This window comes from Sphingobium sp. Leaf26 (assembly GCF_001421665.1).
Lineage (GTDB): Bacteria > Pseudomonadota > Alphaproteobacteria > Sphingomonadales > Sphingomonadaceae > Sphingobium.
On the sequence record NZ_LMKV01000012.1, the window covers coordinates 105,858 to 124,790 of the forward strand.

Here is an 18,933-nt window from a genome sequence, read left to right on the forward strand (position 1 = left end):
GATATCCTCCCCATTTGAGCTGGCGTATCTACGCCATGCATGAATTACTCTGACTAATTATTGCTCCGACAAATGAATCGCAAGCGGAAATTTGCAGTACGTTGCAGTGAAATTTCAGGGATGTGATATTATTGCCGCAGCCAGCAAGATGGGGATAATTCCGCCTGTTCCCGTCCCATCAACACAGAAAATCGGGCGCCCGGAGGATTGCCGGACGCCCGATTGCCTTTGAATAGTCTGACTTATGATGTCAGTCGAGATGCCACCAGACGCTGGGGTCACGGCTCTCCACCAGCGTCAACCGGTCTGCCGAAATGCCGATGGCCTTGCCTGCCACGGCGATCGACACGAAGCGCGCGGCGTGCAGCGTCTTTTCGTCGAAGCGCACGAACTGGCTGCGCAGATTGAAGTCCGCGCTTTTGCTGTCGGGTTGCAGGTTCAACGATCCGTCCCTGCCGGCCACCAGATAATGGTCCGGCATCAGGATGGGGGAGAGCATGACGCTGCGCGCGCCGGCCCGGCCCGGCGTCTGACGGAACTGGGTCTGCGCCAGCGACGGATTGCCCAGGATCAGCGCCATGCCGTCATGCGCCATCAGCCGCGTCGGGTCAGTGGACGAAATGAAGCGTTCCGGCAGGGGACCATTGCCCACCGGTACGCCGAAATCGGGCGTGCCGTCCGCCGTATAATAGAGGCGCTGGACGCGGGTGTGGCGGTCGGGATTCAGCAGCGGGTCGCCCTGGATCACCTTATAGTCGCGGCCGTGATAGACAAGGATGTCGCGGCCCTTTTCGTCCACGGTGAAGCTGTTATGGCCGGGACCGTAGACGCTGGTCTGGTCGTTGCTGACGAACACCGGCTGCGGCGACTTGGTCCAGCTCTTTGCATCCAGCAGGTCGGCATTTTCGTCCGCCGTCAACAGCCCCAGGCAATAGCGGTCGTCGGTGGCGCTGGCCGAATAGGTCATGAACAGGCGGCCGTTGCGGTGCAGGATGGCAGGGGCTTCGGCGACCTTGTAGCCGCGCACTTCCCAGTCGAGCGTCGGCACGGTCAGGCGTGTGACCTGCTCGCCCAGCTTGAGCGGCGATTCCAGTCGGGCGATATAGAGGTTGCTGTTCGTCTCGATCCCCGGTTCGCGCTGCGCCCATGCGAAATAGCGCACGCCCTTGTGCACGAAGCTGGTCGAATCGAGGTTGAAGCTGTCCCATGGCGTTTGCAGTTCGCCCAGCACGCTCCACTTGCCGGTCATCGGATCGGCGCCGTCGCAGACGATCGCATAGGTGCGGATGCGGAACACATCGTCACCGCCGCCTGCTGGGCCGGCCGCGAAATACATATACCATTTTCCGTCGATCTGGTGGAGTTCGGGCGCCCAGATATAACCCGAACGCGGGCCGCTCTTTTCATGGCGCCACAGCACCGCTTCCTTGGCGGTGGCGAGACCCGCGATCGTCTTCGACCGCCGCAGGACGAGGCGATCATATTCGGGGACCGAGCCGGTCAGATAGTAATAGCCATCCTCATGGCGGAAGACCTGCGCATCGGCGCGCTGCTTGACCAGCGGGTTGACCGGCACCGGCGCGTTCGCCTGGGTCGATGCCGCACGGGCGACGCCGGGTACGGCAGAAAGGGCGGCGGCGGTGCCGATGAAGCCACGGCGGGACAGGTGGAAGGGCATCAGAATCTCTCCGAAATCGTTAGTCGGACTAAAAGGGCTCAATATTCGGCTTGCGGCCAGCCGTCAGCCCCCCACCGCACCGGCGCGATACGCAAAGTGGGGGCGCCGTTCGCCTGTTTGTCATAGGCGTGGTAGACGACATAATCCTTGTCTTCCTGGCCGTTGCCGCCCTTGTCATGGAGCCAGCCGGCATGGCCGGGGCCACGGAAGCGCTGCTGTTCCTGAAGGTCTGCGCGCAGGAAGATGGTGCCGCCGCCCTCCATCAACGGGCTGCCATCCTTGCCCAGATAGGGGCCGGTGATATCCTTGGAGCGGCCCATGACGGTGTAATAGGTGCTGTTCACGCCCTTGCAGCAATAGTCATAGCTGACCATCAGCCAGTAATAGCCGCCATGGTCGATGATGAAGGGGGCCTCGACCGGGGCCGGGCCGCCGGCGGGGGCAGGGCGGCGGGCGATGGAGACGGGCGCCTTAGCATCCTTGGGCTTGCCGGTCTTCGGGTCGAGTTCGAACAGCTTGATGCCGGTCCAGAAACTGCCCAGCGACAGCCAGTGACGGCCTTCCCGGTCGATGATGAAATTGGGGTCGATGGCGTTATAATCGTCATCCTTCGTGGACATGACGACGAGGCCCTCGTCGCGCCAGCCGTAATTTTTCGCCTTGGGGTCCAGCGTCGGGCTGGTGGCGAGGCCGATGGCCGAGCGGTTGGAGCCGAAGGTCGATACCGAATAATAGAGGCGGTAGCGGCCGTTCACATGCGCAATGTCTGGCGCCCACATGCCGTCGCTGCCGGGGATCGCTTCCCTGGCCCAGGCGGGCAGGGCGGTGAAGATCGGATCGCCTGCGGTCCAGTGGATCAGGTCCGGTGAGGTGCGCGTCTCGATCAGCCGCTTGCCATGGCCGGTGCTGAACACATGATAGGTGTCGCCTTCGCGGGCGATGACGGGATCATGGGTGGGGACGAGGTCGCCGGTCAGGCGGCTGTTGAGCGTCGCTTTCGCAGGCACGGCCGCTGGCTGCGCGATGGCGGGTGCATTGGTTGCGAACAGGGCGAGGCCCGCCAGCGTGAACATGATCTGCCGCGTCATCCGGGCCTCTCCTTGTCGTCAGCGTCATGCGCCCGCCTGCTGGCGGGCGCATGACGGCAGGGGGATGGAGCGGGCGGTAATTCCACCCACCGCCCGCTCCAAACAGCTTAGTTCAGTTCCAGCACCACCACCGACTTGGCCGGCAGCGTCACGGTCAGCGTGCCGCCGCTGACCTGCGCGCCGGTGAAGGCGACAGGCTTGACGGTATCGGGCGCGTCGAAGCTGTTGTGCGCATTGATCGCCGAAGCGGTCAGCACGCGGCCGGTGACGGTGGCGGCGTTCAGGCCGTCCAGCTTGACCGTGACGGTGTTCGGCTGGTTGGGGTCGAGGTTCGACAGGCCGACATGGACCTTGCCGTCCTTGGCCCTAACGGCCGATCCGCTGACCGCGGGCATGGTGAACTGATCCTTGCCATACCAGGGCGTCTGGATGTCGATCGGCAGCACGGTCGCATCCTGCCACGGCTTGTACATTTCAAAGACATGATAGGTGGGGGTCAGCACCATCGTCTTGCCTTCGGTCAGGATCATCGCCTGAAGCACGTTCACCATCTGCGCGATCGCGGTCATGCGGACGCGGTCGGCATGTTTCGCGAAGATATCGAGATGGGTCGATGCGACCAGCGCGTCGCGCAGCGTGTTCTGCTGGCGCAGGAAGCCGGGGTGGGTGCCCTTGTCCTGCGCATACCATGTCCCCCATTCGTCCACCGCCAGGAAGACGCGCTTGGCCGGATCATATTTGTCCATGATCGCGCTGTGCCGGGTGATGAGGTCGTCCATCCGCCGGGCCTGCCACAGGATGTTGGCCCATTGCGTTTCATCGAATTCGGACGGGTTGCCGATCGGCGGGAAGGCGCCGTTGAGCAGCGTATAATAATGGAGCGACAGGCCGTCGAGCTGCGCGCCTGCCTCGCGCATCATGACTTCGGTCCAGTTGGTGTCATCGACATTCGCGCCGGCTGCGATCTTCATGATCTTCGTGCCGCGCGGCGCCTTGACGAAGGTGGCGTAGCGGCGCGTTTCGTCCGCCGCAAATTCCGGCCGCATATTGCCGCCGCAGCCCCAGAGTTCGTTGCCGATGCCGAAATAGGGGACGGACCAAGGCTCCTTATGCCCGTTCTTCGCGCGCTCGTCGGCCAGTGAACCGGCTGGCGAGGTCATATATTCGACCCACTCCGCCATTTCCTGCGGCGTGCCGTTGCCGACATTGCCCGACACATAGGCCTGTGCGCCGACCTGACGGATCAGCTCGAAAAATTCGTGGGTGCCGACCGTGTTCGGCTCGGTCACGCCGCCCCAGTGGGTGTTGATCTTGACCGGGCGCTTGTTCTTCGCGCCGATGCCTTCACGCCAGTGATATTCGTCGGCGAAGCAGCCGCCGGGCCAGCGGATGATCGGCACCGACAGATTCTTCAGCGCCGAAATGACGTCGTTGCGGAAGCCGTTGGTGTTGGGGATCGCCTTGTCGTTGCCGACATAGAGTCCGCCATAGATGCCGTTGCCCAGATGCTCGGCGAACTGGGTGAAGATCGCCTTGTCATAGACCGCGCCGGGTTTGTCGGCGTGGATGGTGGCGGTGGTGGGCTTGCCATCGGTATCGGCGAGCGCCGCCGTGGTCGACAGCGCACTGGCGCATAGCAGCAGCGCAGCGGAGGCGCGGCGTAGAGACTTCATCATATTCCTCTCCCTTGGAAATGTCAGTCGTGAAAGGCTTGGGTCGTTTCGCGTGTGCCGCGCAGGAAGGCGTCGGCGACCAGCCGCAACGGGCTGGTGTCAACATCCGACCGGCCGCCCCGGATCAAAGTGGCGAAACGGGCATAAAGGCCCGCATATTCGACATCCTCGCCATGGTCGGTGCCGCTGGGCAGGGTCAGAACCGCGCCGCCATGGGACAGCTTGAGCGTGCCCGCATCAGTCTCGACCATGATGTCCCAGCTTTGCGGGCCGGTCTGGCGCCAGTCGAGGTCCATGTGGATCGGCGCGCCCGCGGTGTCGCGAAAGGCAAGGTCGGCGGCGATCGGCGCGGCGCGGTTCTCCGGCAGCACCAAAGTCGCGTCCTTCAGGAAGAAGGGGCGCGGCAGGATATGGGTGACGATCGACAGGGCGTTGATGCCCGGATCGAACACGCCCAGCCCGCCGGGCTGCCAGATCCATGCCTGACCCGGATGCCACACGCGGACATCCTCCCGCCAGACGATCGACACCTTGTCGATCCGCCGTTCGGCCAGCCAGGCGCGCGCCGGGGCGACCCCGGCGGCGAAGCGGCTGTGCCAGGCGGCGAACAGGCTGACGCCGACCTTGTCGGCCTGGCTTTTCAGGGCCTCCACTTCCGCCAAAGTCGCGCCGGGCGGCTTTTCGAGGAAGAGGTGGATGCCCTTCTTCAGCGCCTGCGTCGCCAGATCGTAGCGGACCTGCGGCGGGGTGCACAGTGCGATGGCGTCCACCGCCGGGCCTTGCGCCAGCAGATCGTCCAGGCTGGCATGATGGGACACGCCGTCGAGGCCCGCATCATGCGGGCTGACGGTGGCGGCCAGGCTGAAGGCGCTATTGCCCAGAATCGCGGGCACATGCTGATCGCGGGCGATCTTGCCTATGCCCACGATCGCGATGCGGATCGGGTCCATGTCGATGGGTTCAGAGTTGCTGGACGGCGACCTGAACCGGGGCAGCGCGCTTCAGCGGGTTGCGCACCGGCAGGGTGAAGGGCGCGGCGATGATTTCAAACACATCGCCTTCTTCCGGCACGATGCCGTCGCTGAACGACAGGGTCGCGGTGCCGAAGAAGTGGACATGCACGTCGCCCGCGCGGCGGAACAGGTCATATTTGAAATGATGATGTTCCAGATTGGCAAAGCTGTGCGACATATTGCCTTCGCCCGACAGGAACGGCTTTTCCCAGATGACCTTGCCATCGCGCAGGATGCGGCTGGACCCTTCGATATGCTCCGGCGGGGTGCCGACCAGCAGTTCCGGGCCGAGCGCGGCCTGACGCAGCTTGGAGTGCGCCAGCCACAGATAATTGTGGCGCTCGGTCACATGGTCGCTGAACTCGTTGGCGAGCGCGAGGCCGATGCGATAGGGCGTGCCGTCTTCGCCGATGATGTAGATGCCGGCCAGTTCCGGCTCCTCGCCGCCATCCTTGGCGAAGGCGGGCATGGTCAGCGGATCGGTCGGGCCGACAAGCTGCGACCCGTCGCCCTTGTAGAACCATTCGGGCTGCTGGCCTGCGACGCCGGCGGCGGGCTTGCCGCCTTCCAGCCCTTCCAGGAACATGCGCATCGAATCGGTCTGCTTTTCGACGGCGGCGGCTTCGCGGTGCATCTTGTCGCGGCCTTCGGCGGAGCCGAGGTGGGTCAGGCCGGTGCCGGTCAGTTGCACATGCGCGCCATCTTCATGGTCGATCGGGGCGAGCAGGCGGCTGGCGTCAAATTCAGCGGCGATGTCGACCGCGTCGCCCTGGCCGGCGGCGTCGATGGCGGCGGAGAGGCTGATCTTCTGGGCGATCGCGTGCAGCGCCAGCGCGCGGATGGTGGTGAAACCGGGCACGAACCAGGCAGCGTCGCCGCGAGCGGCGATGACCGACCGATCGCCATTGTCCGAACGGTGCTGCAACAGGCGCAATGTCATGAAAACTCTCCTCCCGCGCGCCTCAAACATGGCGCTCAATCCAACGTGCAAGACATTTCGCCGCGCGCCCGCCATCGCCATGGTGGCGAGCGCGCGGCGGTGAATCTGGTAATTACTCCGACATATTACAGGATGATGGTAATGGCAATGCTTGTATTATAGGGACGGATATGCCTGACTGGGGAAAGGCGAGAGGAGCAGGAATGGTGAAGGAAAACCCGTCTTTGCACAGGGATGAGACGGAAAATGGCGGCGCGGCCAAGCCGGTCCGGGGGCCGGGCCGTCGGCTGCACGGGGCGATCGCGCATAAATTGGGCATGGCGATCTTGTCCGGCCAATATGCGCCCGGCGACGTGCTGTCGGGCGAAGTGGCCTTTGCCGAGGAACTGGAAGTCTCCCGCAGCGCCTATCGCGAGGCGATCCAGGTGCTGACCGCCAAGGGGCTGGTGGAAAGCCGGCCCAAGGCGGGGACGCGGGTCTTGCCGCGCAATCGCTGGAACCTGCTGGACCCCGAAGTGCTGGCCTGGGCCTTTGCCGGGGAACCGGACATTCAGTTCGTGCGCGACCTGTTCGAACTGCGTGCCATTGTCGAGCCGGCGGCTGCCCGGCTGGCGGCGCAGCGGCGCGACAAGGACGATCTGCGGATCATGAAGGATGCGCTCGCCGCGATGCGCCGCCATACGCTGGCGACCGAGGCGGGGCGCGCGGCCGACCGCGATTTCCACAATGCGATCCTGAACGCCACGCGCAATGATGCGCTGCTGACCCTGACCGCCAGCATCGGCGCGGCGGTCAACTGGACGACGCAATATAAGCAGCGCGCCCGCGCCCTGCCACGCAACCCGATCCCGGACCATGTTCGCGTCTATGACGCGATCGCGGCGGGCGATGCGCAGACGGCGGCGGAAGCGATGGGCGTACTGGTCGACCTGGCGCTGGAGGATACGGCCAGCGCGATGGCGGGATGATCCGCTTTGTTCCCCGGCGAAGGCCGGGGTCCAGTTGCGACGTTCCATCTGGACCCCGGCCTTCGCCGGGGAACGGGACAGTAAAAAGGCCGGAGCGGTATGTCCGCTCCGGCCTTTTTGCCGTCCGAAGTGCGACCCTCGGCCTTATTCGGCTGCGATCTGCTGGTCCGGCAGTGCGTGGGTCGTCTTCGACCCCCACAGCGCGTAGAAGAGAATGTAGAGTTCGCAGGCGGCGGTCAGCAGGAAGCTGGTCTGCAATCCATAATGGTCCGCCAGCCAGCCCTGCACCACCACCAGCGCGCCACCGGCGATAGCCATGATGAGCAGGCCGGAGCCTTCCTCGGTCAGCGGGCCAAGCCCCTTGATGCCCAAAGTGAAGATGGTCGGGAACATGATCGAGTGGAACAGTCCGACCAGGATCAGCGCCCACATGGCAGCCGGACCGGTGGTGAAGACCGTCACCAGCATCACGATGAACGCGCCGATCGAGAAGGCGGCGAGGACATGGCCCGCATCGAACTTCTGCATGATTGCCGAACCGGCAAAGCGGCCGACCATCATCCCGCCCCACAGCAGGGTCAGATAATTACCCGCCTGCTCATGCGTCAGGTTGGCGATCTGCGGCTGGCTGACGAAGTTGATGAACAGGTTGGCGACGCCGATTTCCGCGATCAGATAGATGAAGATCGCCGGGATTCCGAACACCAGATTGCGGTGCTTCCAGAGCGAATGCTTCTTGCGCTCTTCCTTGTTGTGGCGCTGCGTCGCATTGCCCATGGCGGGCAGCGGGAAGCGGGCGATGACGACGGCCAGCACCGCCAGCACGACGGCGACGATCACATAGGGCAGGACCACCGACTGCGCGTCGGCCAGCCGTTCGGCCTGCGTCAGGACGACTTCGCCCTGTGCCGTGCCGCCCTTCGACCGGCCGAGGATCAGATAGGCGCCGAACATCGGGGCCAGCATCGTGCCGGCCGAGTTCATCGCCTGCACGAGGTTGAGGCGCGAGGAAGCGGTTTCGGGCTTGCCGACGACCGCGACATAGGGGTTGGCCGCGACCTGCAACAGGGTGATGCCGCTGGCGATCACGAACAGCATGACCAACGTCACGCCATAGGAGGGGATCGACGCGGCCACCGTCATGCCCAGCGCGCCGACCGCCATGACAAGCAGGCCGATGACCATCGACTTTTGATAGCCGACCCGCTCGATCAGCTTGGCCGAGGGGATGGAGGCGAAGAAATAGGCGATGAACCAGACCGATTCGATCAGGGTCGTCTGGGTGTAGCTCAGCTCGAACACGCTGCGCAGATGGGGCAGCAACGTGTTGTTGATGACGGTGATGAAGCCCCACATGAAGAAGAGGCTGGCGAGCAACGCGAGCGCAGGGCCATAGCGCGTGCCGGGGTTATGCGATGCGACGGGCGCAGCGCCTGACGAAATCGGTCCTGCCATTCATCCTTCTCCAGTGCAGTTCCAGTAACAGGCCGCCCGATCAAGGGTTGCGCCTGCTTATTTTGTCGGAGTATATCCCCCTCAACCGCCCGTCAATGGGCGTAGGTTGTTAGGGAGGAAGTCCATGCGAAAGGTCGTCGATTTGAAAACAGCGCTGTCATGCGCTCTGGCTCTCGCCATGGCAAGTGGAACCGCCCTTGCCGCCGAAGCCAGCCGCGCGCCCGCCGGTACCGCCGACGGTGCGGCGATCGAAACGATTACGCTGAAGAACGGCGCGGGCATATCGGCGAAGATCCTGACCTATGGCGCGACGCTCCAGTCGCTGTCCGGCCCCGGCAAGGACGGCCAGATCGCGGACGTGCTGCTGGGCTATGACGACCTGAAGGATTATGTCGATCATCCCAATTTCTTCGGCGTGACCGTGGGCCGCTATGCCAACCGCATCGCCGGCGGCACATTCAGCCTCGACGGCAAAGCCTATCAGCTTCCCCTGAATGACAAGGTCAACTCGCTGCATGGCGGCGGCAAGGGCTTCGACAAGCAGGTGTGGAAGGTCGTGTCGCTCAAGAGCGGTCCCAAGGCCAGCCTGGTGCTGGGCCTGACCAGCCCGGATGGCGATTCGGGCTATCCCGGCAAGCTGGACGTGACCGTCACCTACACGCTGGACGAGAGCGGCAACCTCGGCATCGCCTTCGATGCGAAGACCGACAAGCCGACCATCGTCAACATGACCAATCACGCCATCTTCAACCTTCAAGGCGAAGGATCGCCCGATGGCGCGATGGGGCATCTGCTGACGATCCCGGCCAAGGCCTATACGCCGGTAGACGCCAACCTGATCCCGACCGGCGAACTCAAGCCGGTCGAGGGCGGCGTGTTCGATTTCCGTAAGCCCCGCCGGGTGGCGGACGGGCTGCGCGATGGCCGCGATGCGCAGATCATCGCCGGGCGTGGTTACGACCATAACTGGGCGCTGGACAAGGGCGCGACCCGGACCCCGGAACTGGCCGCCCGGCTGGAAGATCCGGTGTCCGGCCGCGTGCTCGAAGTGCTGACGACCGAACCGGGCGTGCAATTCTATACCGGCAATTTCCTCGATGGCACCTTCATCGGCAAGCAGAGCCATGTGTACCGCATGGGCGACGGCATCGCGCTGGAGCCGCAGAAATTCCCGGACTCGCCCAACAAGCCGAATTTCCTGTCGGCCCGTGTCGATCCCGGCAAGCCCTATCATCATGAGATGGTCTATCGCCTGTCGGTGGCCCGCTGATGCCGGAATGGCGGCTGATCGAGCGCGGCTTCGCCGACACGCTGGGGGAGGGGACGCTCTGGTCGGCGCGCGACAACGCCGTCTACTGGGTCGATATCCTGGCCCCGGCGCTCAACCGGCTTTCATTGAAGGATGGAGCGCTGGAGAGCGGCGCGGTCGAGCGTTTCGCCATGCCCGAGCCGCTCGGCTGGGTGGCGGAGCGTGAGGCGGGCGGGTTCATCGGCGGCTTCCAGAGCGGCTTTGCCGACATCGCGCTCGATCCGCTGGTCATCACGCCGTTTGGCGATCCGGAGCCACATTTCCCCGGCAACCGGATGAACGATGGCAAGGCGGATGCCCAAGGCGCCATCTGGTGCGGCACGATGGACATGAGCGAGTCGCATGATCGCGGCGCGCTCTATCGCCTCGCGCCGGACCGTAGCTGGACCGTGGTGGACAGCGACTATCGCGTGCCCAACGGCCCGGCTTTCTCGCCTTGCGGCCAGTGGCTCTATCATAGCGATACCGCGAAGAAGCAGATGTACCGCTTCCGCCGGACCGAAGATGGCGTCACCGAACGCGCGCCGTTCATCCGGTTCGGTGAAGAGGATGGCTATCCCGACGGCATGACCGTGGATGCGGACGGGCATATCTGGGTCGCCCATTGGGGCGGCAGCCGGATCAGCCGCTTCACGCCGGAAGGGACGCTGGACCGTGCCATCGCCCTGCCGGCGCGACAGGTGACGAACATCACATTCGCCGGCCCGAACCTCGACCGCATGTTCGTCAGTTCGGCCACCGTGGGTCTGGACGATCCGACCGAATATGACGGCGGCTTCTTCGAGGTGGACAGTGGCGTGCGTGGATTGCCGGCCAACCTCTACGCGGGCTGACGTCTGACGTCATCATGTCGATCGGGGCGCGGCTGTCATCGGGCAGCCGCGCCCTTCCTGTATCCGGCACATGGAAATCCGGTTGCGCGCTTGCCGCGAATCAGCTAGAGCGCCGGGACAACGTTGTCATGCCCTCTCCAAAGTCATGCGATGTTGCGATCCCGGACGGCCCGCTGGCGAACTGCACGCGCCATCAGCCGTCCGGGACGACTTTTTCTCTCCCGCCGCCGCCGTCCTCGACTGCATGGTCCTGCCATCGCCGGGCGACGCTGACCGGCTGCCACAGCGCTGGCCCCCAGAAAAGCAGCATCGCGCCCAGACTGGCGCAGGCGAAGCAGATTGCCGCCAGCAGTCCTTGCGCCGGCGTGATCCTGTCGGATTGACGGATCATCATGCGCAACGCCTTGCCCTGCGGCTCCAGGCTGGCGAGCAGGGCGATGCCGATCAGCCGAAGGGCGATCCGCGCGACGGGACGGTGATGGTATCGGGGCATGATGCGGGCGCCTTCCTGACCGGAGAGGCGCTCTATCTATCGCTTGGGGCGGAGGGGTTTGAAGAGGAGAAAAGGCCTGATCGCGTAGAAATTGCGTAGTAAAAGGCCCCTTATCGGCGGCGCCAGCGCCGGAACAGCGATACGCTCAGGAAACCGCCGCCGACCACGGCCGCGATCGCGCCGCCGGCAGACGCCAGCGCCCACGCACCGGCCGCCAGCAGGCCCGTCAGGAAATCGACGATGATGAGCGTCAGATGGATCATGACAGGGACAAGACGGCGCTAGGCCCCCAATTCCTTGGCTTCCTGATATTTCAGCTCAAGAAACCGGTTCTGTGTGGCCAGTTTGTCAAGGTCGCCGCTGGCCAGGCTCTCGCTCATCCGGCCGATTTCGGCGTCGATAACGGACAATCCCTCGACCAGTTGTTTTTCTGGCACGCGGCCATTGCGCGCCTCTCGCCGCAACGGGGCGGGGATCGATTGATAGCCGGTCACCAGTTCGGGCAGATGATCGGCCAGCAGCCGGCGAATTTCCTGCGCGGCCGGCTCCTGATCGCCGAGCCGCTCCAGTTGCGGCGCCAATATCTCCAGCTTGACCCCAATACTGTCGACCAGCGTGACGGCCGGCGCGGGCAGGGCCTTGCGCTGGTTTTCCAGCCAGATTTCGGTCTTGAGCGGCAGGGCCGCGAGGTCGGTCTGCGCCAGCGCCTCCGTCTTCACCCGATCTTCCGTCGGCGCGAGGGCGATCAGCAGCACCGCCGCGATCATCACGCCCAGCGCGATCATGACGCCGGTGGTGCCCAGCGGCAGGACGAAGCCCGCCACCGCGCTGCCCAGCAGGATCGCCAGCACCGCCCAGAAGGCATATTTGACCTTGCGCATCAGTCCGGCATTGCGCCGCTGCCGCGCGCGCGTGGACAGGTTCTGCCCGCGATCGCTATGGCGGCGCAGCACCGCTTCGGCATCGGCCAGCACACGGTCGGATCGGCTCAAAACACGGTCTCCAAAGTCCGTGCGCCCTGAACGAAGCCGCAGGGGGCCGCACTTTTCCTCAGTGGGAAAGAGCAGGGCTTCGACAGGCTCAGCCCGAACGGAAGGAGGGGAAGCATTGCCTTCATCCCTCGATCGCGCTCAGCAACGGATTGTCCGCGCGCACGTCCTTGGCGGCCTGCGCCTGGCCCTCCGCGCGGGCGATGTAGCCCTTGGACTTTTCCACTTCGCCCGACAGGGTGTTCACCGTCGTCTTCATATTCTCCAGCGCCTTCAGCTTGAAGGCGTCGATATTGTCCATCGTATCGTAGATATTCTGGAACGCGCGCTGGAGCGTCTCGATCGGAATCGTGCTGGACGCCGCCTGCTCGTGAATCTGCGCGGTCTGGCTTTTCAGCAATTCGCCGGTCCGGTCGATCATGTTGGCGGTCGTCGTGTTGAGTGCGCTGATCTGTTCCAGCACCAGCCTCTGCCCGGCCAGCGCCTGAGCGACCGTCACCGCCGTCCGCAGCGCCGCGACCGTCGTCGTGCTGGCGCGATCCACGCCCTTGACCAGCTCGACATTATTTTTCTTGACCAGATCCAGCGCCAGATAGCCCTGCACCGTGACCGCCATCTGCGTCAGCAGATCCTGCGTGCGCTGGCGGATGTAGAACAGCGCGCTTTCGCGGATCGCCTTCGCCTTGGCCGGGTCGGACGAATCCAGCTCCAGCGCCTTGTCTTCCAGCCGCGCGTCCATCGTCTTGCTGATATGGATCATCTGTTCCAGACGACCCATGGTCTGCCACATATTCTGGCGTTCCACGTCGATCGCGGCATTGTCCTTGATCAGCACGTCCTTGCCGCTGGCCAGCGACCCCAGGATCGAATTGATATGGCCCTGCGCGCTCTTGTAGCCGTCGAAATAGTCGCGCATCTTGTTGCCGAACGGGATGATCCCGAACAGCTTCTTGGGCGCCAGCAAATTGCCGCGTTTCCCCGGATCGAGATCCTCCACCGTGCGGCGCAGTTCGGCGAGGTCCGCGCCGACCTTGGTGTCGCTGTCCATCGCCCGCACCGGTCGATCGAGGAAGCGGTTGGAATGTCCCGCAGCTTCGGCAATTTCCTTGCGGCCCATATTGGTCAACTGATCGACCCGCGCGCCGAACTCCGGCGAATTGGCGTCCTGCGCGACCAGATCGGCGACGAAGGCATCGACCTTCTCGTCCAGCTTCGACTTCTTCTCATCCTCGATGGGGACGAGGCCCGACGCCTTTTCGGGCGCAACCACCGGCACCGGATCGGGCGGCGTCAGGTTCAGCGTGTCAGCAGTGGCAGTCGTGGTGGGCGCAGTGGTGGCCATATCGTCTCCAGTCGCCATGAGCGGCTTGCCGTGTCATATGGTGATAATACACCGTGGCGCAAGCCTTGTCCGGGGAACGATATAGGGCTTCCGGTGATTGCTTGACAATCGCCCGGCGCAAAGAACTCGCATTGCCCGGCGATCTTGACCGGAGAGGAACCTGCCATGGCCAGCCTGAAACCCGTCGCCGACCTCGTCACCCATCGCAAAGCCCGTTTCCCCGGCGAGAGCGCCGCCTATCGCGATGCCCGCATGGCCTTGCTGGCGGAAGAGATAGAGGTTCGCCGCCACATGACCCGGCTGGTGGAGCAGCGGCAGGCATTGCCGCCCGGCCCGCTGATCGAAAAAGACTATCGCTTCAAGGATGAACAGCGGTTCGATGTCGGCCTGTCCGACCTGTTCGGCGACAAGGACACGCTCGTCGCCTATTTCTGGATGTACGGGCCGGAGAGGGAGCGGCCTTGCCCCATGTGCACCAACTGGATCGGATCGGTCGACGGCAATGCCGCCGATATCAAGCAGCGCGTCGCCTACAAGATTTTCGGCCGCAGCCCGGTCGAGCGGCAGTTCGCCTTCGCGCAGGAGCGGGGCTGGCGTGACACCGACTTCGTCCAGACGATCGGCGACGATTATGCCAATGACCTGGGCCTGCTGACGCCCGACGGCGAATATCCGGCGCTGGTCGTATTCCGCAAGGATGATGAAGGCATCCGCCTCTTCTGGATGAGCGAGATGACTGGCGAGATGGCCGATCCGGGGCAAGACCCGCGCGATGCCCCCGACATCGCCTCGCTCTGGCCGATCCTCGACCTGACGCCGCAGGGGCGCCCGGCGGACTGGTATCCGAAACTGCGCTACTGACCCGGTTCCCGTGGCGCCGGCTCCGATCCGCTATCTACGACCCCAGATTCCTTGACTGCGCAACCAAAGGCGGCTGGATGGTCCGCCTGTCGATGAACGAAGGGTGCCGCAATAGTGAAGCGATGGATATGGGGGCTGCTGATCGTTCCAACGATTGCGATGGCACAGGATTCGCTCGATCGCGCCCGTCGGATTGCCGGCAATCCGGCCGGTCCCGCGCCACGATTGCAACTGGCTGATATCCCGCGCGCCACCGGGCCTGGGCGTGACCTGTTCGATGGCCGCAGCCTGTCGGGCTGGCAACCCTGGCTTGGCTATGCCGACCCCGCCGTCACGTACAAGGGCGATCCCGCCAATGTCCCCATCGGCACCGGACGGGATATGGCCGATGATTTCGCGGTGCGGCAGGTCGATGGCGCTCCGGCCATCTGGATCAAGGGGCAGACATGGGGCAGCCTGGTCCATCAGGCGGACCTGCGCGACTATCATCTGCGGCTCGAATATAAATGGGGCGACGGGCGGTGGGCGCCACGGGAAGGGCAGCCGCCCAATAACGGCCTTCTGTACCATACCCATGGCGTGCCGGGCGACGTGTTCGGCACCTGGCGCCCGTCCGTCGAGTTCGAGATCATGAAGGGATCGACCGGCATGGTCGTGACCGTGGGTGGCAAGGTGCGGGCACAGACCAGCGCCGTCGCCGATCCGTCGATCATCGCCCCGCATCTGCGCTTCCGCCTGGATGGGCGACCGGTCGAGATGATTAACGGCACCGGCACATGGAATGTGGAAGCGGCGACCGACGCCGAACGTCCGATTGGCGAATGGAACAGGCTGGACCTGTATGTGCTGGGCGATCGGGCCGTGCATGTGGTGAACGGCGTACCCGTGGCGCAGGTCAGCGGTCTGGCCACCATCGCGGCCGATGGGAGCCGCCAGCCGCTGAACCATGGCCAGATCCAGCTTCAGTCCGAAGGGGCCGAAACCTATGTGCGCGCCGTCCATGTCGAACCGATCGCCAGCCTGCCGCGCATCGTGGCTGCCTCGGCAAAGTGAAAAGGGCGGTGTCGCCACCGCCCCCTCCGTCCTTCAGCGCGCGCCCTCGGCGTAATAGCGCTCCATGTCGAGCCGCATCTGGTGCAGCGCTTCCGGGTTCAGATAGACCATGTGGCCCGCCGGATAATATTTGAATTGCAGGTTCTGGCGCAGTTGCGGCTCCAGCATCATGTGCTTCAAATCACGCTCGGTCGAGAAGAAGGGCGTCGCCATGTCGTACCAGCCGTTCAGCGACAGCACGCGCAGATGCGGGTTGGTGCGCATCGCGGCGCTCAGATCGGCGGTCACGTCCGCGACATTCTGCTTGCCGCCTTCTGGCGGGCTATGGCTCCAGTCCCACTTGAAATCGCCGCCCTCGCGCGCGCTCAGCCGATAGCTGAGGTCGGTCTTGTAGCCGATCCTGTTCGTCACCTGGTCCAGGAAGCTGCCGACATAAAGGCCGGTGATGCCGGTGCTGGAGGCGTCATATTCCGGCTCCTCGCCCGCCGCATCGGCGTCGATCCCCTTGTAGCGGCTGTCGAATCGTCCGATCGTCTCATGCGTGTCGCGCAGCAATTCCTTGCGGAAACGGCTGAGGCTGACGCGCAGGTTGGCGCGCTTCAAGTAATCGACCGACAGGCCGGTGAAGCGGCTTAGCTGCTGGGCGATCGCATCGCTTTCCTGCGCGCTGATGTCGGAGCCTTTCAGCAGTGCCGTGGCATAAGCGCCGTTGGCGAAGGTGCGCGCTTCTTCGACAAAGGCGTCCAGGCTTTCAGGACGGCCACCGGGCACGCGATTATGATACCAGGCGGTCGCCGCATAGCTGGGCAGATAGCCGACATGGATCGCGTCGAAGCCCGACTGGCGGATGCCGTAATTCATGATCGACGACAGCAGCACCACGCCGTTCAGCGTCAGCCCGCGATCTTCCAGTTGATAGGCGAGCGCCCCGGACCGGGTCGTGCCATAGCTTTCGCCGAAAATATATTTGGGCGACGCCCAGCGGCCGTTCTTGGTCGTGTAGCGGATGATCGCCTTGGCAAAGGCGTCCACATCGCCATCGACGCTGTAGAAGTCGGACGGCTTGGCATCGCCCAGGATGCGCGAATAGCCCGACCCGATCGTATCGAGGAACACCATGTCGGTGCTGCCGATCAGGCTGTCATTGTTCGGGCCGACGTCGAAGGGGGCGGGCCTGACCGCTTCGGGGTTGCCGGTGCGCACATGTTCGGGCGCGAAGCTGCCCATGCGGAGCCACAGCGACGAGGAGCCGGGGCCGCCATTGTAGAGGAAGGTGACGGGGCGGTTCCTGCCGGCCGCCGTATAGGCGGTGTAGAACATGCTGGCGACCGGCTTGCCCTGCGCGTCGCGGATGGTGAGCGTGCCGGCGGTCTGGGTATAGGGGATGCTCTTCCCATCGACGCGGGCCGTGCCCTTGCTGCTCTGGGTGACTTCCTCGACCGGCGCGCTGGCCCAGCTGGCCGCGACCGCTTCGGCGACCTTGTCGGCATGTTGCTTGGCGGCGTCGGGACCATCCTTCTGCGCAAGGGCAGGGGACGCGAGGGCGATCAGGGAGGCGAAGGACAGGATAGCGGCAGGCCGCATCGGGAAAGGCTCCTTACAAGGATATGGTATATTATTGGCGACGGGCCGCACCATAGAAAGGTCGGCCCGCGGGGCAAGGAGATATTGCGCTTTTGTAAAGCAAGGGGTTTCCTTGATCCCTCTCCCCACCGGGGAGAGGGCTGCGCAGACTTGGCAGCTTGCTGCCTAGTCGTAGCTGGGTGAGGGGGAGGCAACCTCACAGAAGTCGGCTGAGTTTGCGCCAGCCCCCTCATCCAACTCCGCCTAGCCGCTACGCGGCAAGGCTTTGTATCCTTCTCCCCCGACGGGGAGAAGGGGTCAACTCTGCCGCAGCCCCTCGATCACCGCCGCCACATCCTCATCACTATTATAGACATGCGGCGAAAAGCGAATCGCCGCGTCGCCGCCGATCTTTGACGCGGCGGTCGCGATCTTCGCCTGCCACAGCTTTGCGCGCAGTGCCGGCACATCGCGGCCGGGGAAGGCGACGGTGATGACCGGGCCGGTGATCGCCGCCTCGCCGCTGCCGAAGGGTCTTGCGCCCGGCACGGCCGACAGCGCCTGCCGCATCGACGCCGCCCGTTGTCGCGCCGCCTGCTCGATCGCCGCCTGGCCCACGCCGTCCAGCACGTCCAGCGTCGCGGCAAAGGCCATCAGGCGCGGATCGTCGCGCTGGCCCAATATCTCATATTTCTGCGCCGTGTTCAGGTTCGCCGGATCGGTCAGCCAATAGCCATGGCTCATCATGATCGGCTGCAATTCCGCCTGTCGCTCGCGCCGGACATAGAGCATCCCGCCCTCCAGCGGCCCCATCAGCCATTTGTGCGTGCTGCCCGAATAGCTGTCGACGCCCAGCGCCGCGAGGTCCAGCCCCAGCCAGCCGAATGTCTGCGCGCCGTCGGCATGAAGCCAGATGTTCTTCGATCGCGCCAGCGTCGCGATCTCCGCCACCGGATAGACGATGCCGCTGATGTTGCTCATGTGCGACAGGAAGATCGCCTTCGTGTTCGGCGTCACGGCGGCGGCAATGCCGTCGAACAGTTGCTGCGCCGATTTCGCTTCGACCGGCACCGGCACGACATGCAGGTCCAGCCCCTCGCGCTCTGCCCGCAGCTTCCAGCTATCCCAGGTGGACGGATGATTATGGTCGGTCAGGATGATCCGGTCGCCGGCCTTGAGCGCCAGCCCCCGCACCGCGACCGTGTTCGCCTCGCTCGCATTGCGGACCAGCGCGATCTCCTGCGCCGTGACGTTGAGACGTCTGGCGATCCGTTCGCGCAGCGCGTCGGCGGCCTTGGGATAGAGCGCGCGACGCTCGACCGACGGGTCCGTCTGGAAGGCGCGCGTCTCCCGTTCATGCACGGCCGCCACGCTGCGGAATGTCGGCGCGATGTTGGCCGCGTTGAAATACCGGATCGCCGGATCGAGGATCATCGCCTCGCGCAGCGCGGGCTTGCCAGCGGCGCTCAGCATGTCGGGCGTCAGGGCCAGAGGGGCGGCAATGGCGGCGGCCTGCATCAGGGTGCGGCGGCTGATGAGCGGGCTGTCGGTCATGGGCGTCTCCTTCATGGGCAGACGGTTCGACGGATGGGGCCGTTCAACCCGCCACCTGACCGCCCGCCCTTGCCGCATCGCATCATTTCCTGTAGGGGCGCGCCCGATAGTCCTGGACAGG

17 protein-coding genes are annotated in these 18,933 nt (G+C 64.5%); 5 read left to right on the top strand and 12 right to left on the bottom strand.

Annotated elements, in window-relative coordinates:
- Positions 1–250: 250 nt before the first annotated feature.
- The 5 genes from ASE85_RS09430 to araD1 form a co-directional block, all read right to left on the bottom strand.
- The gene (locus ASE85_RS09430) at positions 251–1,678 is read right to left on the bottom strand and encodes a glycoside hydrolase family 43 protein (RefSeq protein ID WP_056687097.1); all 1,428 of its coding nucleotides are present in this window, start codon (positions 1,676–1,678) and stop codon (positions 251–253) included.
- A 38-nt stretch (positions 1,679–1,716) separates the two neighbouring features.
- Entirely contained in the window at positions 1,717–2,766 is a 1,050-nt protein-coding gene (locus ASE85_RS09435) for an arabinan endo-1,5-alpha-L-arabinosidase (protein WP_056687100.1), read from the bottom strand.
- A 107-nt stretch (positions 2,767–2,873) separates the two neighbouring features.
- Complete coding sequence (locus tag ASE85_RS09440; protein WP_056687103.1) at positions 2,874–4,442, bottom strand: alpha-N-arabinofuranosidase; 1,569 nt, start codon at positions 4,440–4,442, stop codon at positions 2,874–2,876.
- Positions 4,443–4,462: 20 nt separating this feature from the next.
- Complete coding sequence (locus ASE85_RS09445; RefSeq protein ID WP_056687106.1) at positions 4,463–5,389, bottom strand: Gfo/Idh/MocA family protein; 927 nt, start codon at positions 5,387–5,389, stop codon at positions 4,463–4,465.
- A 10-nt stretch (positions 5,390–5,399) separates the two neighbouring features.
- Positions 5,400–6,392 carry an AraD1 family protein gene (araD1, locus tag ASE85_RS09450; RefSeq protein ID WP_056687109.1) on the bottom strand — a complete coding sequence of 331 codons (993 nt, stop codon included), beginning with the start codon at positions 6,390–6,392 and terminating at the stop codon, positions 5,400–5,402.
- A 203-nt stretch (positions 6,393–6,595) separates the two neighbouring features.
- Here araD1 and ASE85_RS09455 point away from each other — a divergent pair, with 203 nt between their 5' ends.
- Positions 6,596–7,360 (top strand): FadR/GntR family transcriptional regulator, encoded by a 765-nt coding sequence (locus ASE85_RS09455; RefSeq protein ID WP_200928348.1) that lies wholly within the window; start codon positions 6,596–6,598, stop codon positions 7,358–7,360.
- Positions 7,361–7,504: 144 nt separating this feature from the next.
- Here the strand turns inward: ASE85_RS09455 and ASE85_RS09460 are convergent, their stop codons facing one another.
- Positions 7,505–8,815 carry a sugar MFS transporter gene (locus ASE85_RS09460; RefSeq protein WP_056687112.1) on the bottom strand — a complete coding sequence of 437 codons (1,311 nt, stop codon included), beginning with the start codon at positions 8,813–8,815 and terminating at the stop codon, positions 7,505–7,507.
- 124 nt (positions 8,816–8,939) lie between these two features.
- Here ASE85_RS09460 and ASE85_RS09465 point away from each other — a divergent pair, with 124 nt between their 5' ends.
- Together ASE85_RS09465 and ASE85_RS09470 are read left to right on the top strand one after the other, a co-directional pair.
- Positions 8,940–10,085: an aldose epimerase family protein gene (locus ASE85_RS09465; RefSeq protein ID WP_056687114.1), complete on the top strand. Its 1,146-nt coding sequence runs from the start codon at positions 8,940–8,942 to the stop codon at positions 10,083–10,085.
- The gene (locus ASE85_RS09470) at positions 10,085–10,957 is read left to right on the top strand and encodes an SMP-30/gluconolactonase/LRE family protein (protein WP_056687117.1); all 873 of its coding nucleotides are present in this window, start codon (positions 10,085–10,087) and stop codon (positions 10,955–10,957) included. The genes ASE85_RS09465 and ASE85_RS09470 overlap by 1 nt, the downstream gene beginning before the upstream one ends.
- Positions 10,958–11,150: 193 nt before the next feature.
- Here the strand turns inward: ASE85_RS09470 and ASE85_RS09475 are convergent, their stop codons facing one another.
- From ASE85_RS09475 to ASE85_RS09485, 4 genes are all read right to left on the bottom strand, one after another.
- The gene (locus ASE85_RS09475) at positions 11,151–11,450 is read right to left on the bottom strand and encodes a hypothetical protein (protein WP_056687120.1); all 300 of its coding nucleotides are present in this window, start codon (positions 11,448–11,450) and stop codon (positions 11,151–11,153) included.
- A 110-nt stretch (positions 11,451–11,560) separates the two neighbouring features.
- Positions 11,561–11,713 (bottom strand): hypothetical protein, encoded by a 153-nt coding sequence (locus ASE85_RS23505; protein ID WP_200928334.1) that lies wholly within the window; start codon positions 11,711–11,713, stop codon positions 11,561–11,563.
- A gap of 18 nt (positions 11,714–11,731) precedes the next feature.
- Positions 11,732–12,442 carry a hypothetical protein gene (locus ASE85_RS09480; RefSeq protein WP_056687123.1) on the bottom strand — a complete coding sequence of 237 codons (711 nt, stop codon included), beginning with the start codon at positions 12,440–12,442 and terminating at the stop codon, positions 11,732–11,734.
- Between the two features lie 121 nt (positions 12,443–12,563).
- A complete protein-coding gene (locus ASE85_RS09485) occupies positions 12,564–13,781 on the bottom strand; it encodes a toxic anion resistance protein (protein ID WP_056687126.1) in 1,218 nt (405 codons plus the stop codon).
- 165 nt (positions 13,782–13,946) lie between these two features.
- Between ASE85_RS09485 and ASE85_RS09490 the strand changes: the two genes are divergently transcribed.
- Together ASE85_RS09490 and ASE85_RS09495 are read left to right on the top strand one after the other, a co-directional pair.
- On the top strand, positions 13,947–14,642 hold the full coding sequence (locus ASE85_RS09490) for a DUF899 family protein (protein WP_056687130.1): 696 nt from the start codon (positions 13,947–13,949) through the stop codon (positions 14,640–14,642).
- A 114-nt stretch (positions 14,643–14,756) separates the two neighbouring features.
- Positions 14,757–15,695 carry a 3-keto-disaccharide hydrolase gene (locus ASE85_RS09495; RefSeq protein ID WP_235523459.1) on the top strand — a complete coding sequence of 313 codons (939 nt, stop codon included), beginning with the start codon at positions 14,757–14,759 and terminating at the stop codon, positions 15,693–15,695.
- A 33-nt stretch (positions 15,696–15,728) separates the two neighbouring features.
- On the opposite strand, the gene ASE85_RS09500 is transcribed toward ASE85_RS09495, so the two are convergent.
- Both ASE85_RS09500 and ASE85_RS09505 read right to left on the bottom strand, forming a co-directional pair.
- Entirely contained in the window at positions 15,729–17,279 is a 1,551-nt protein-coding gene (locus tag ASE85_RS09500) for a S10 family peptidase (protein ID WP_056687136.1), read from the bottom strand.
- 297 nt (positions 17,280–17,576) lie between these two features.
- The gene (locus ASE85_RS09505; RefSeq protein WP_056688616.1) at positions 17,577–18,812 is read right to left on the bottom strand and encodes an aminotransferase class V-fold PLP-dependent enzyme; all 1,236 of its coding nucleotides are present in this window, start codon (positions 18,810–18,812) and stop codon (positions 17,577–17,579) included.
- Positions 18,813–18,933: the final 121 nt, after the last annotated feature.

What these genes read in the sequence shown, in the direction of transcription:
- ASE85_RS09430 (WP_056687097.1), bottom strand. Translation starts at nt 1,678, where the DNA reads ATGCCCTTCCACCTGTCCCGCCGTGGCTTCATCGGCACCGCCGCCGCC.
- ASE85_RS09435 (WP_056687100.1), bottom strand. Translation starts at nt 2,766, where the DNA reads ATGACGCGGCAGATCATGTTCACGCTGGCGGGCCTCGCCCTGTTCGCA.
- ASE85_RS09440 (WP_056687103.1), bottom strand. Translation starts at nt 4,442, where the DNA reads ATGATGAAGTCTCTACGCCGCGCCTCCGCTGCGCTGCTGCTATGCGCC.
- ASE85_RS09445 (WP_056687106.1), bottom strand. Translation starts at nt 5,389, where the DNA reads ATGGACCCGATCCGCATCGCGATCGTGGGCATAGGCAAGATCGCCCGC.
- araD1 (WP_056687109.1), bottom strand. Translation starts at nt 6,392, where the DNA reads ATGACATTGCGCCTGTTGCAGCACCGTTCGGACAATGGCGATCGGTCG.
- ASE85_RS09455 (WP_200928348.1), top strand. Translation starts at nt 6,596, where the DNA reads ATGGTGAAGGAAAACCCGTCTTTGCACAGGGATGAGACGGAAAATGGC.
- ASE85_RS09460 (WP_056687112.1), bottom strand. Translation starts at nt 8,815, where the DNA reads ATGGCAGGACCGATTTCGTCAGGCGCTGCGCCCGTCGCATCGCATAAC.
- ASE85_RS09465 (WP_056687114.1), top strand. Translation starts at nt 8,940, where the DNA reads ATGCGAAAGGTCGTCGATTTGAAAACAGCGCTGTCATGCGCTCTGGCT.
- ASE85_RS09470 (WP_056687117.1), top strand. Translation starts at nt 10,085, where the DNA reads ATGCCGGAATGGCGGCTGATCGAGCGCGGCTTCGCCGACACGCTGGGG.
- ASE85_RS09475 (WP_056687120.1), bottom strand. Translation starts at nt 11,450, where the DNA reads ATGCCCCGATACCATCACCGTCCCGTCGCGCGGATCGCCCTTCGGCTG.
- ASE85_RS23505 (WP_200928334.1), bottom strand. Translation starts at nt 11,713, where the DNA reads ATGATCCATCTGACGCTCATCATCGTCGATTTCCTGACGGGCCTGCTG.
- ASE85_RS09485 (WP_056687126.1), bottom strand. Translation starts at nt 13,781, where the DNA reads ATGGCCACCACTGCGCCCACCACGACTGCCACTGCTGACACGCTGAAC.
- ASE85_RS09490 (WP_056687130.1), top strand. Translation starts at nt 13,947, where the DNA reads ATGGCCAGCCTGAAACCCGTCGCCGACCTCGTCACCCATCGCAAAGCC.
- ASE85_RS09500 (WP_056687136.1), bottom strand. Translation starts at nt 17,279, where the DNA reads ATGCGGCCTGCCGCTATCCTGTCCTTCGCCTCCCTGATCGCCCTCGCG.
- ASE85_RS09505 (WP_056688616.1), bottom strand. Translation starts at nt 18,812, where the DNA reads ATGACCGACAGCCCGCTCATCAGCCGCCGCACCCTGATGCAGGCCGCC.